Source organism: Pedobacter zeaxanthinifaciens (assembly GCF_003313335.1).
Lineage (GTDB): Bacteria > Bacteroidota > Bacteroidia > Sphingobacteriales > Sphingobacteriaceae > Pedobacter > Pedobacter zeaxanthinifaciens.
Genome location: NZ_QMHP01000012.1, coordinates 1 through 13,176 on the forward strand (window position 1 = coordinate 1; position 13,176 = coordinate 13,176).

General features: G+C 37.5%; 13 protein-coding genes. 6 read left to right on the forward strand and 7 right to left on the reverse strand.

All coding sequences use genetic code 11. The features are described from left to right. Positions 1-81: 81 nt before the first annotated feature. A complete protein-coding gene (locus DUT68_RS15935) occupies positions 82-1,908 on the reverse strand; it encodes a UbiD family decarboxylase (protein ID WP_113639222.1) in 1,827 nt (608 codons plus the stop codon). A 167-nt stretch (positions 1,909-2,075) separates the two neighbouring features. After that, on the reverse strand, positions 2,076-2,555 hold the full coding sequence (locus tag DUT68_RS15940) for a Dps family protein (RefSeq protein WP_113639223.1): 480 nt from the start codon (positions 2,553-2,555) through the stop codon (positions 2,076-2,078). Positions 2,556-2,816: 261 nt separating this feature from the next. Between DUT68_RS15940 and DUT68_RS15945 the strand changes: the two genes are divergently transcribed. The 5 genes from DUT68_RS15945 (at position 2,817) to DUT68_RS15965 (ending at position 8,655) form a co-directional block, all read left to right on the forward strand. Further along, positions 2,817-4,151, forward strand: a complete 1,335-nt coding sequence (locus DUT68_RS15945) for a LysM peptidoglycan-binding domain-containing protein (RefSeq protein ID WP_113639224.1) — start codon at positions 2,817-2,819, stop codon at positions 4,149-4,151. Continuing rightward, positions 4,141-4,779 carry a uridine kinase family protein gene (locus DUT68_RS15950; RefSeq protein WP_113639225.1) on the forward strand — a complete coding sequence of 213 codons (639 nt, stop codon included), beginning with the start codon at positions 4,141-4,143 and terminating at the stop codon, positions 4,777-4,779. The genes DUT68_RS15945 and DUT68_RS15950 overlap by 11 nt, the downstream gene beginning before the upstream one ends. 176 nt (positions 4,780-4,955) lie before the next feature. Beyond that, positions 4,956-6,290: a sn-glycerol-1-phosphate dehydrogenase gene (locus DUT68_RS15955; protein ID WP_113639226.1), complete on the forward strand. Its 1,335-nt coding sequence runs from the start codon at positions 4,956-4,958 to the stop codon at positions 6,288-6,290. Beyond that, entirely contained in the window at positions 6,290-7,819 is a 1,530-nt protein-coding gene (locus tag DUT68_RS15960; protein ID WP_237088359.1) for an MFS transporter, read from the forward strand. The genes DUT68_RS15955 and DUT68_RS15960 overlap by 1 nt, the downstream gene beginning before the upstream one ends. Positions 7,820-7,827: 8 nt before the next feature. After that, positions 7,828-8,655 (forward strand): HAD-IIA family hydrolase, encoded by an 828-nt coding sequence (locus tag DUT68_RS15965; protein ID WP_113639227.1) that lies wholly within the window; start codon positions 7,828-7,830, stop codon positions 8,653-8,655. 55 nt (positions 8,656-8,710) lie between these two features. Here DUT68_RS15965 and DUT68_RS15970 read toward each other — a convergent pair whose 3' ends face one another. The 5 genes from DUT68_RS15970 to DUT68_RS15990 all read right to left on the reverse strand — a co-directional run bounded on the left by DUT68_RS15970 (position 8,711) and on the right by DUT68_RS15990 (position 12,525). Continuing rightward, positions 8,711-8,908, reverse strand: coding sequence for a cold-shock protein (locus tag DUT68_RS15970; protein ID WP_113639228.1), 198 nt, complete (start codon positions 8,906-8,908; stop codon positions 8,711-8,713). Positions 8,909-8,987: 79 nt separating this feature from the next. Next, on the reverse strand, positions 8,988-9,623 hold the full coding sequence (locus tag DUT68_RS15975) for a peroxiredoxin (RefSeq protein ID WP_113639229.1): 636 nt from the start codon (positions 9,621-9,623) through the stop codon (positions 8,988-8,990). Positions 9,624-9,710: 87 nt separating this feature from the next. Continuing rightward, positions 9,711-10,631 (reverse strand): DUF72 domain-containing protein, encoded by a 921-nt coding sequence (locus DUT68_RS15980; RefSeq protein ID WP_113639230.1) that lies wholly within the window; start codon positions 10,629-10,631, stop codon positions 9,711-9,713. A 214-nt stretch (positions 10,632-10,845) separates the two neighbouring features. Then, positions 10,846-11,955 (reverse strand): S1C family serine protease, encoded by a 1,110-nt coding sequence (locus DUT68_RS15985; protein ID WP_113639231.1) that lies wholly within the window; start codon positions 11,953-11,955, stop codon positions 10,846-10,848. A 3-nt stretch (positions 11,956-11,958) separates the two neighbouring features. Further along, entirely contained in the window at positions 11,959-12,525 is a 567-nt protein-coding gene (locus tag DUT68_RS15990; protein ID WP_113639232.1) for an RNA polymerase sigma factor, read from the reverse strand. A gap of 435 nt (positions 12,526-12,960) precedes the next feature. On the opposite strand from DUT68_RS15990, the gene DUT68_RS15995 reads away from it, so the two are divergent. After that, positions 12,961-13,173 (forward strand): PG1828 family lipoprotein, encoded by a 213-nt coding sequence (locus tag DUT68_RS15995; RefSeq protein ID WP_113639233.1) that lies wholly within the window; start codon positions 12,961-12,963, stop codon positions 13,171-13,173. Positions 13,174-13,176: the final 3 nt, after the last annotated feature.

A 13,176-nucleotide genomic window follows, 5' to 3' on the forward strand; every position in this document is an offset into this window, starting at 1 on the left:
CATCCTAAATAATTAATTGTTAAGTTTGTCTAACTTTTTGGGGGCAGTCCAAACTCAGGGGCATTTTTTTATGTGATATGGTTAAATAATTCCGTGTAAAACGTGTCCCCTCTCTCCCATCCTATCTATTTTTCTTTCTACGGTCTCATCTTTAATCAACTCAGGAGCGTGATGAGGTTTCTTACGAGCATCGATAATTAACGGGCCATTAGTACCCCAATGCTTATTCTGTATAAAATCATCCACACCATGTATATCTGAAGCGGGATTGCTTCTCGTAAAAGCAACCCAAACCAAGTTGTTAATGTGTTTGGCAACAAAAGCTGCGTCATCACAAACTACTATCAACGGCAAGCCCGATAATTCGTTTTGTTTAAGGTGTTCTTTTAATAAATCGATTTCATTTTTCGCAGCAACTGCATCCGTGTAAGGCGCTAAAGTCACCGCTAAAATTCCTTTAGCAGCTAAAGCATGTGCTTCTACCAAATTAAAATCTGCAGACAGTTCAGTAAACAATTTCCGTTTCTTTTCGCCAGCGGCAGCAAAAACCACCTTCGATCCCGAATTTAATCCATCACCCGAATAATCTAAAGTATCGATGGTAGTGTTGGTATGAAAATGAATATCCCTGCGTAAGTCAATCCTCTCAAGTACATGACTTAAAAAATCAGCTACGTGATGTGTACTCAACTTCTCATCATCTTCATGCGCCGCAATAAATAAGTATTTGGCCAAACTCAGCTGGTTTTTTCCTAAAATATGATTGCTTATGGTTAAAATCTCCTGCGGTTTTCTCTCTTTTAGGTAAGGTGTATATCGCTCACTACCTATCGCAAATAGCAATGGGTGCACACCCGCTGCGTCAACAGCATGCACTTCTTTTAAGCCGTGTATTTCCTGCGGAATTGCGGAGCCTGTAATATCGTGAATTAATGCGCCAAAACTAGTATCCTCTTGCGGTGGTCTGCCTACCACCGTAAACGACCAAATGGCATCTTTTTTATGGTACACATTGTGCACTTTCATTAATGGGAATGGATGCGTTAAGCTGTAGTAACCTAGGTGATCTCCAAACGGCCCCTCTGGCTTGTTCTCGTGTGGATATACGGTTCCAGTGATTACAAAATCCGCATCTGCAGAAATTACGAAGCCTTCTTCATCCCTAAAATACCTGAATCTTCTGTTACCTAAGGCACCTGCAAAAGTTAACTCAGAAAGTCCCTCTGGCAAAGGCATTACAGCCGCTAAAGGGTGCGAAGGTGGTCCACCCACAAATATGCTTACTTTCAATGGTTGTCCCTTAGCGTTTGCCTTAGTTTGATGCACACCAATCCCTCTATGAATTTGATAATGCAAACCTATTTCCTTGTCTTGGATATAATCGTTTCCAGCAAGCTGTATACGGTACATTCCTAAATTACCATTCATTACGCCAGGTTTATCTATATCTTCAGTAAACACCTGTGGCATGGTAATGAAAGGACCGCCATCCATTGGCCAATTTACAATTTGCGGAATGGCAGATATGGTTGTTTTTTGGAAAGTTTGCTTAAACAAAGACTGTTTTAAGGGCAATGCCGAAAGCGCTGTTAATGCCGATCCTGCATACTTGAAAGGATTTTTCAATGCTTTGACTGGATCAGATCTTAAGGCGACTAAATCTTTAACTTTCGGCAAGCTATCACGGAACATGAACTTTGAGCGTTCGATAGTACCAAATAAATTTGAAACCGCCGGAAATGGACTACCTTTAATTTTTTCAAAAAACAAAGCAGGCCCCTGATTTTCATACACCCTGAGGTGGATAGCCGCCATCTCCAAATAAGGATCTACCTCTTCTTTGATACGGATTAGATGACCATGTTTCTCTAAATCAGCAACGCAAGCTGCTAAACTTTTATATCCCATGCCTCAAAGATAATTAATTGACCAATTTGGAAAATCGGTGATTATAGAATGTGATAATTGGATGATGCGTTTGTAATTACCGTGAACCTATCCATAAGCAACAAGCCGCAAATCCGTTGATTTAACGAATTGCGGCTTGCCTATTAATTAATTATTATCAGTTTTTACTATTGCTTATTTAAAAACGACTTCAACATCCAAATGGTTTTCTCTTTAAATTGCATAAAACGATTAACCATATCATTAGATCCATCGTCACCAGCTTTTTCAGTAGCTTCCAATAAGTCGCGTTCCAGCTCAATAAGCTTGGTCATGTCATCTAAAACTGCTTCAACCATTGCGGTATCAGCCATGCCAATAGTATCAATTTCTTTAATTGCCGATTCTTTGATGTAATCTGCAAAACGGCTATGTGGTGGTTTACCTAACGTTAGCACACGTTCAGCAATCTCATCAATGGTTACTTGGGCGTTAGTGTAAAGCTCCTCAAATTTGAGGTGTAAAGTAAAGAAATTCTGCCCCTTAACATTCCAGTGACAGCCTCTCAATTTTTGATAGTGAATATGATAATTAGCCAAATAATCGTTTAACATATCAACTACTGGCTTAACTTGTTTTTCCGTTAGGTTTATCTCTTTTGCTGACATAATTTTTCTGTTGTTTTAATATGTGCAATTAACAAAAATCAGGTGAGTTAGTTTGGAATAAGTAGAAAAAATTGAATTAATTAAACAAATGATCGTGGTCAAAACAAATATCTATTGCGTATAAAAAATCGCATTGCATATTGCTTTTAAGGTGTTGTTTCTAAATGATATATAATAGATGCGGTTGTACTCCGTTAATTTACTTTGTTAACGATACTATTTATTATTCGTATAATTGTACCTCAAAATTTAAAAATATAGATGCTTAAACGATATATTTTAATTTCAGCGTTATTGAGTACCGCAAGTGCATACGCCGCCAAACCACTGGATTCCATAGGTGTAGAAAACAATAACGGCAAAAAACTCATCATCCACAAAGTTGACCCTAAAGAGAGCTACTACTCTATTGCAAGAAAATACAACGTTAATGTTAAGGATGTGCAAAGCTATAACAACAATACAAGCTTGCAAATAGGCCTTATTATCAAAGTTCCTACTGAAATTGCTTTTAACGAAAAAACAACTACAACTGTTTCTAGCGGTAATAACGCTGGCTTTTTCAACTATACTGTTGTAGCTAAAGATAACCTCAATCTCATTGCAGAAAAATTTGCAACAACCATTGAAGACATCAAAAAATTAAACGGATTAAGCAGCATTAACCTTCAGATTGGGCAAACACTTAAAGTACCGTTTACTAAAACCAATAATGTTCAAGCTCCAGTTGCAGCAAGTAAAACACCCGAACCTACGCCTACAACAACGTTAAGTACCACAGTAACTGAACATACTGTTAAGCCGAAGGAATACTTAGGTGTCATTGCAAAAGAGTATGGTGTAACGGTAGAGGAGCTAAAATCGCTCAATAACCTTAGTTCTAACAACCTGCAAATTGGGCAAGTCTTAAAAATCCCTGCTAAATCTGCGGGTTCTGAAGTAACTCCATCGGCTCCTGTTGTAGAAAGCAAAGTAACGGAAACAAAAGCCACCGAAAATAGAGTAACTGTACCGGTGAGCACTGCTGTGAAACCAGAATTGTCTTTTGAACATGTGGTAGCCAATGGCGAAACCATTTATTCCATTGCACAGAAATACCAACTTACTACATATCAAATTAAAACGGCGAACAATTTAAATAGCAACGATTTGGTTGTAGGACAAAAGTTGATCATTAGAGGTGAAAAACCAGCAGCAGTAGTTCCAAATACTGCTGCTACCACTACCGAAGAGGACAGTGACAATTCTGATAGTCCAAATACACTTAAAAATCCTTCTTTAAAACGACCAGCAGCTGTTTATGGGCTGAACAAAATTGAGGAAAAAGGTACAGCAGTATGGATTTCTGATCCAGATTTGGATCCAAACAAAATGCTTATCCTTCATCGTACTGCGCCAGTTGGTACAGTTATACAAATTACCAACCCTATGACTAACCGCTCTACATTTGCCAAAGTGGTTGGTAAATTTACCGAGAATGAAACTACCAAAGATGTAATTATTGTAATGACAAAGGCTGTTGCTGATGCTGTAGGTGCCCTCGACAAGCGTTTCTTCTGTAATTTATCCTATGGACCAAAAGATAATGAAAAGTAACAAGCCTGTAATTATTGGTATTGCTGGAGGAAGTGGCTCCGGCAAAACGTTTTTCTTGCACAGCTTTCTTCATCATTTTAAAACGGATGAAGTAACACTAGTTTCGCAAGATGATTATTATATTCCTGCCGGAGAGATGACACAGGAGGAAAACAAACTGTATAATTTCGATTTACCAAGTACTATTGATGATCAACAATTTTTACTTGACATCAAAAAGTTAATCCACGGGGAAACTGTATACAAAAAGGAGTATAATTTCAACAATCCCTTAGCAGTTACTAAAATTCTCGAAATCCATCCTGCGCCAATTGTTATTGTAGAAGGGCTATTTATTTTGCACTTCGAGGAAATCAACAGCTTGATCGATTATCGAATTTTTATAGAGGCTGATGAAAACATCGCTTTAGAACGTAGAATTCAAAGAGATGGCATTGAGCGGGGTTATCCTGAGGAAGATGTACTATACAAATGGCATAATCACGTAGTGCCGGCTTACAAAGAGTACTTGTTGCCTTACCGCGAAACATGTGATCAAATCATCTATAACAACTCAAATGAGGCGGATGATATCATACGCATTACGGAGCAAATGTCTGCAGAATTTAAAAATAATTATTGCGGTTAAATCATAAAAAACCTAACTGATAAGGCGCCCTAGTTGGGCGCTTTTTTTATGTATTTTATCTCAAGCATTAATTTCAAAATGTTATTTTTAAACTTTTGATTTGTTTTATTTTTTTAAAAATCGTTTATTTGATAAACCAATAAACCGATAGTAACATTATTCAAATTGAAAAATTAATGTCAAGAGTAGAAAGTGCTTTGAAGTCTGCTAGAGAAACTAAAGCTTTAATTATTGACGAAAATTCATCGGAAAAAGCACACGCTCTGTTTAAAGAACAATTCCCAAACAAACCAGCAATTATCGTATCAGATGCTACCACTTTCGGTGTTCTAGGCGAAAGCATAACGAAACAATTTGAAAGCAATGGAATTGTTCAATTAGCTCCGTTTATTTACCAAGATCCAGAAATCTATGCAGCATATGAGTATGTACAGAAATTAGTAGGTGCTTTAAGTCTGCATGATGCCATTCCCGTAGCGGTAGGTTCTGGAACAATCAATGACCTAACCAAGTTAGCGGCACATTTAACAAACCGACAATACATGTGCGTTGCTACTGCCGCTTCTATGGACGGCTATACCGCTTTTGGCGCTTCTATTACAGCAAATGGTGCAAAACAGACCTTTAACTGCCCTGCCCCACAGCTTTGCATTGCCGATATCAAAGTATTAAGCCAAGCACCAAATAAAATGACAGCCGCTGGATATGCAGATTTATTTGCGAAAATTACAGCTGGTGCCGACTGGATTTTGGCAGATGCACTAGGCATAGAACCTATTGACACAACAGCTTGGAGTATAGTGCAAGATGGACTACATGAAGCGCTATCTGATCCGGAGGGCATTAAAAACGGAGATGTTAATGCGATCAACAAGCTTACGGAAGGTTTAATGCTGGGTGGTTTTGCAATGCAGTGGTCAAAATCTAGCAGGCCAGCTTCTGGAGCGGAACACCAATTTAGTCACCTGTGGAATATGGAGCACCACCTTAACAATGGTGAAACAGTATCACACGGATTTCAAGTCAGTATTGGCACACTCGCCATAACTGCACTTTACGACTTAGTGTTAAACACAGACTTTGGACAGTTGGACATTGACGCTGCTTTGAAGCAGTGGCCAACTCTTAAGCAGCTTCAATCTGAATCTCTACAACTTTTTAAGGATACAGATTTTCCGGAAATTGGATTACAAGAAACTACTGCAAAATATACTGATCATCAACAATTAGCTAAGCAACTTCAAATATTAAAAGATAATTGGCCAAAAATTAAAGCCGACTTGGCCAAGCAAATTGTACCATTTGAAGAAGCAAAAAGCAGGTTGGGCAAAGTTGGCGCACCTACCGAGCCAGAACAAATCGGCATATGCAGAAAACAACTAAAAGATACCTTTATCAGCGCACAATACATTAGAAGAAGATTTACAGTATTGGACCTTGGCGTTAGAACCGGCTATTTAAATCAATGGCTGAATCAACTTTTTGGCAAAGGCGGTATTTGGGAAATCTAATGGCAACCAACAAAACTACGCAACACGAATTTATTGATATGGACCAACATACATCAAGCAACCAAAGCACTAATGCCAAGCTCTTCAAATATTGGCAAACCCGAACGATCATTGCAACCATGATCGGCTACGCAGTGTTCTACTTTGTTAGAAAAAATTTCTCATTTGCCATACCTGGGCTAACTGCCGAATACGGAATTACTAAAACCAGCTTCGGTATCATTATGACGCTGGTAACGATTATCTACGGCATTTCTCGTTTTTTAAATGGCCTCATAGCCGATAAAATGAATGCTCGGTACCACATGTCAATTGGTTTATTCTTGTGCGCAATAGCGAATTTCGCATTCGGATGGGGCTCTGATTTAAGCACTATTTTCACGGGCGAAACCGGAGGACCGATGTTTACCAACACTATGGTGCTGATATTCGGTGTTATTTTAATCATTAACAACTTAATTCAAGGTAGTGGATTTCCACCAGTTGCCAGATTGTTAACCCATTGGATACCGCAAAACGAATTGGCTACCAAAATGTCGATTTGGAATACCTCACACTCCATTGGAGCCGCTTTAGTAGCCATACTAGCGGGCTATATCATGGGCTCTATGGGTACAAATATGAGCAATAATCCAGAAGTGATTAATGCTATCGCTGCTAATTTAAAAATTGATTTGAATGACGCAGAAAAGATGAAAGGCGTTATTGAATCAGCTTCACATTATAGTGCATGGAAATGGTGTTTCTGGATTCCGGCAGCCATTGCCTTGGTGGGCTCTATCGGTTTATTTATGGGATTACGCGATACACCATCTTCAGTTGGCTTACCGGAGCTTCATAAAACCTACAAAAAAGGAAAAGAATCTTCTGCGGAGTTTAAGGAATTCATCAAAAAATCAGTATATCGTAACAAATGGATTTGGATACTAGGCATTGCCAATTTCTTTGTTTATGTGGTGCGTTTTGCAGTATTGGATTGGGGACCAACTTTTCTTAAAGAGGCACACGGCATGACATTATCCAATGCAGGTTGGACAGTGGCCATATTCGAGATATTTGGCATATTAGGCATGCTTGCTGCTGGTTGGGTTACTGATAGGTTTTTGGAAGGCAAAGCGCACCGTACTTCACTTTATTGTATGGTAGGCGTAGCTATTTTTATGACTATATTCTTGTATCTTCCGGACAATACACCTTCTTGGTTAATGATTTTCGTTTTAGCCATGTGCGGATTTTTTATTTACGGCCCTCAAGCTTTAATTGGAATTGCTGCAGCAAATCAGGCTACTAACCGTGCTGCTGCTACGGCAAACGGATTAACTGGCCTTTTTGGCTATGCAAGCGGTTTGGTTTCGGGTGTGGGCGTAGGTTTTATGGTTGATACCCTTAGCAAAACAAATCCAGAGAGCGCTTGGGATTATGTATTTATGATGATGATTGGAATGGCGATCATTTGTGTGTTCATTTTTGCATTAATGTGGAAAGCAAAAGCACACGGCTACGATGAATTAGAAACTAAAGAAGTTTAAATTGAAATATGACTCAAGAGATTAAAGAACTACTAAAAAATATCAAACATTTTGCTTTGGATATGGATGGAACCATCTATAACGGCAGCACTTTGTTCCCTTTTACTAACAGATTTTTAAGTTACCTGAAGGAAAATGGCATTAACTACTCCTTCCTTACCAACAATCCATCAAAAAGTACTAGCGATTACCTAAAACATTTAGAAAAGATGGGCATTGAAGCTACTGAAGAGGAAATGTATACTTCGGCAGTGGCAACAATCAATTACATTAAAAAAAATCACCCAACTTTTAAACGTCTTTTCATATTAGGTACGCCTAGCATGATTAAAGAGTTTGAAGCCGCTGGATTTGTTTCTACCGAAGACGATGCAACCGACAAACCCGATGCACTTGTAGTTGGATTCGACACCTCACTGGTGTACTCTAGATTATGTAGAGCAGCGTACTGGGCAAGCCAACAACTGCCTTATTTTGCAACCAATCCTGATTGGGTTTGCCCTACCGACCAGCCTAATATTTTGGTGGACTGTGGCTCAATTTGTGCATGTATAGAAGGAGCAACAAAAAGAAAACCTGACGCAGTAATCGGAAAACCTGATCCACAAATGCTGGACGGCATTATTTACAAATACAAGCTACAGCCTAAAGAAATTGCAATGGTTGGCGACAGAATTTACACCGATGTACAGATGGCAATTAATGCAGGTGCACTTGGTATTTTAGTGCTTTCTGGAGAAGCTACTTCGGATGATGTTGCTCAATCTGCCGTTAAACCACCAATTGTCGCCAGAGATTTAGCACACATACAGGAGTATTTAATGGAGTGCAAATGACATAATAAAGGCTTTCAAAAAATTGAAAGCCTTTGTTTTTTATAATGGATAACGATTACGCTTTTTTAACATTTACCGCCTGAGGTCCTTTTTTACCATCCGCCACTTCAAATTCTACTGTGTCGTTTTCTTTTATTCCATTAATGCCACCTTGTACATCTTTAAAGTGTACGAAGATCTCTTTGTTGTTTTCCTGGATAATAAATCCATAACCTTTTTCGGCGTTAAACCATTTTACTTTTCCGGTACTCATTAGTTTTAGTTCTACTGTATTAAAATTGATAATTAAAGTAAATCTAACGATTTATTATTAACTATCAAGGCTTTATCAATTATTTATTCGGCTGAGGAGTAGTACGCAAATATGGCTTAATTACCTTGTGTCCTTTTGGAAATTTTGCTGGAATATCCTCAGTTTTGATACTGTTAACCACAATTACATCGTCACCATCTTTCCAATCTGCAGGAGTAGCAACACTAAAGTTAGCTGTTAGCTGTAGCGAATCTATTACACGTAACACCTCATTAAAGTTTCGTCCTGTAGATGCGGGATAAACAATCATCAATTTCACCTTTTTATCAGGTCCGATAACGAATAGTGAACGAACTGTTAACGTTTCTGAAGCATTTGGATGAATCATATCGTATAATTCCGCCACTTTCTTATCCGAATCTGCAATAATTGGAAAATCAACATTCGTATTTTGTGTCTCGTTAATGTCTTTGATCCATCCCAAATGTGATTCAACTGGATCAACACTAAGTGCTAAAACTTTTACATTACGTTGATCAAATTCATGCTTTAAAGACGCTGTTCTACCTAGCTCAGTTGTACAAACTGGCGTATAATCTGCCGGGTGAGAAAAGAGTACACCCCAACTATCTCCTAAGTATTCATAAAAATCTATCTCTCCTATAGACGTTGTAGCTTTAAAATTTGGAGCAATATCCCCTATTCGTAAACTCATAGTATTATTATTTAATTTTTAAATCGATTAATTATGTATTCAAGTTACAAAATCATTTCTGTTATTCAATACATCTAAACGTATATGCTAGAATAAACCGCCTTGATTAGGCAAAAATTTTATTCGTGGCAAATCAGCTTTTAAATATTTATTAAATTTTTCGATGGTATAATCTGCAATTATCGGCGTGTCACTTTCATCATGCTGATGCAGGAAAAAATATACCTCTTCCAAACCCTTACTTAGCCATTCTTGAAGTCTTTCTACCCAATCATCCACTCTTTTCTTGTCGGAACTTTCTAAAAACTTGCCGCCATTTCCTACAAACCTAATAAATGCCTTTGGGGTTGGCAATTCCATGTGTACACAATCTCTTCTACCACTAGCATCAGTAATTGCTGCACCAATATTCAAATCAGCGAGTAAAGAAAACAGTGCTTTCCTGTCTGCTGCTACACTGAACCAATCTGGATGACGTACTTCTAGAAATAAATTCAAGTCCCGCGGCAAAGCCTCCAAGTATTGCTTAAGAACTTCAAAATTCTTTGGTCCGAAATTATCGCCCAACTGCAAAAAACAAGGTCCTAACTTGTCGCCAAATTGGCTAATGGCTTTTAGATATAAATCGGTTTCGCCCTGCGCATTGTTTAACCTTTTAATGTGAGTAATGGCTCTGGAAAACTTAGGGCAAAACAAAAAATCATCTCGCTGATCGGCCATTTCTTTCCACTTTAATATTTGATCTTCTTTAGGAATGCCATAAAAAACAGCATTTAACTCAATAGAGTTGAAATGTTTTACATATTCTCCTAGAAAGTCTTTTTCCTTTGTTTTTGGAGGATATATCAGATTTACCCATTCTTTACGTCCCCATTTGGCGCAACCTACAAAAAACTTAGGATCATTAATAGCCTTGCCCTTGAGCGTTAACTTAGTTTGCTCGCCATCTGCCGGCAAGGTAAAATCAATTTTATTTATTTCGCTAGTTTCTACTCTTCCGAATTCCATTGTTAAATATAATCAGTTAGCCACAGATGCACAGATAAATTTTGTTATAAATCTGTTAATCTATCTTCATGTGTCTTTATTAAATCTTAGCCACAGATGCACAGATAATTATTATAGCACCAAAATCTGTGCGTCTATGGCAACAAACACCCTAAAAAGAAAAACCCCGAATACAATTAAATGTTTTCGGGGCTTAACGTATATTATTTTGACATTAGTTGTTATTGTACACTTTAATCATGAAAACATAATCTTGCATTTTCTCTACTTGCTTATTACGTTTAAGACCTTTTAACAAACTTTTCTTGCCGTAAGATACTCTTTTACTTAGCGAATCCTGTGGAATAGCATTAAGCGCTTCCATAATGTACTTAGATTTTACAGCAAATGTAGCACCATCTGTTTTGTTTTCCTTACCGTTGATGATACCCACAATATTACCACTGTTATCAAGCAGTGGACCGCCGCTATTACCTGGATTTACTGGAATAGCAACTTGATAAGCCAGCGTATCGCCATTGATACCATTTTTAGAGCTCACATAACCATCACCTAACACAATATCATCTTTAGGAAAGCCTAAGGTAAATACCGCTTCTCCTAAACCAGACATGCCTTTTTTAATGGTATAAGGAAGTGAAGGTAAGCTCTCAAATGTTTTATCATTAATTTTTAAAATAGCAACATCATTTACCGGATCGGTGTAAATAGCCTGAACCTTGTAAGCACCTTTCGCATTTTGTACGTAAATTGAATCTGCGCTTCTAACCACATGATAAGCAGTTACAATATATCCGTTTCCAGAAATGGCGAAACCTGTACCGCCAAAACTTGCTTTGTTATTAGCATTCCTGCTATTGTTATTTTTATTGGCTTCACGGTTTTTGATATCTCTAATCAAATAATTTTGCGTAATTTTTATTTGATTCATATCCTTGCTCATGGCCGCAAAAGTACCTTCTTGCTGATTGCTTTTATGGATAGAAAGCAAAGTAACCAAAGACAACAAAACAAACGAGGCAGCAACAGCAACAGCAGATTTATTATTTCTCCAAAATTGAATAATTTTAGAAGGATGCGGTCTTAAATCTTCAGCTAATGCAGCTACATCGATTTGTGCATGAGCCATATCCATTTGCTCTTTTAGCTTTACCACATGAGCATATTGCAACATCGACTCCAAAAAAACTTTGTGAGCTACCACTTTATGGTCAACCATTGGGTCGTTACTTCTTAACTGCTCAAAAGCAGCCTGTTCTTCAGGTGTAAGCTTACCATTTAAGTAATCTTCAATAATAGCCTCTAGTTCTATGTCTTGTCTCATCTTCTATGATTGAAAAAATATTTTCTTTAACCTTTGTAAACACTTATACTTCTGTGTTTTTGCATTATCTGCGTTGGTGTAGCCAAACTTTTCACAAATATCTTGCATGGTTTGGTTATGGATATAAAAATCTTGTATAATTGTCTTACAGGGCTCTCCCAAGCTATCCAAAGCCACTTTCATTTTATCAAACTGCATGTCCTTTTGTTCATGCTGCTCCATATCCTCTTCAACTACCAACACATCTTCAAAATCTGCAATGTTATTGGTTTTCCTACTTTGCTGCGCCAATTTCTTCAACCAAATCCTCCTACTCACCGAGTAGATGTAGGTTTTCAGCTTGCTGCTCAGCTCAAAGCTTCCACTTTTTATTTTGTTGTACAGCACAATGATGGCTTCCTGATAAACATCTTTTGCATCATCCTCATCACCATTATTATTTAAAATAAACTGAAGCACCATTGGAAAATATGCTACATACAATTTATTTAATGCTTCTACAGAGTTGTTGAGTATACCCAAAACAACCTCTCTATCTGTTGGCAATGAACTGCTAATCTTTATACTCACTTATTAATACAATTAAATCCAAATGGTAACCCAATAATAATCAAAAAAATAACCGACTGAAATTTTGGGCCTTAAAACATATTTTGAAAAGCAAATGTACTACTACTTATTAATGTATGGTCCCGCTTTCCGTTTAATCTTTTTGTTGCTTAGCTGTTAGCCATCGTCACTACCGTCTATTTCTATCTGCTATCAGTTACAGCTCCTTCACTAACGTTCCGGATGACAGCCATAAAACAAAAAGTATAACACGTCAATCGGGTTTATGATACAAAAGCCTGTACAAAACACTTAGTTTAATACCCAAAGCATAAATAAGTAACCGCAAAAGAGATGAAAAAAAATATTTTATCTTTTTTTTAAAACAACGGGTTACCTTTTTACCTTTGCGGCATTAAGAGTAAAATTAATTAATTATTTAATCAGAAAATTAAAATGAAAAACTTATTCAAATTTGGCTTTTTAGCTTTAGCATTATCTTTAACTGTAGTTGCTTGTTCATCTGAGAAAAAAGCAGAAGCTACTGACTCAACTGCAATGGATTCAACTACTGCTACTGTAGATTCAGCTGCTGCTACTGTTGATTCAGCTGCTAAAACTGTTGATTCAGCTGCTGCTAAAGTTGACTCAGCTGCTAAAGCTCACTAGTCA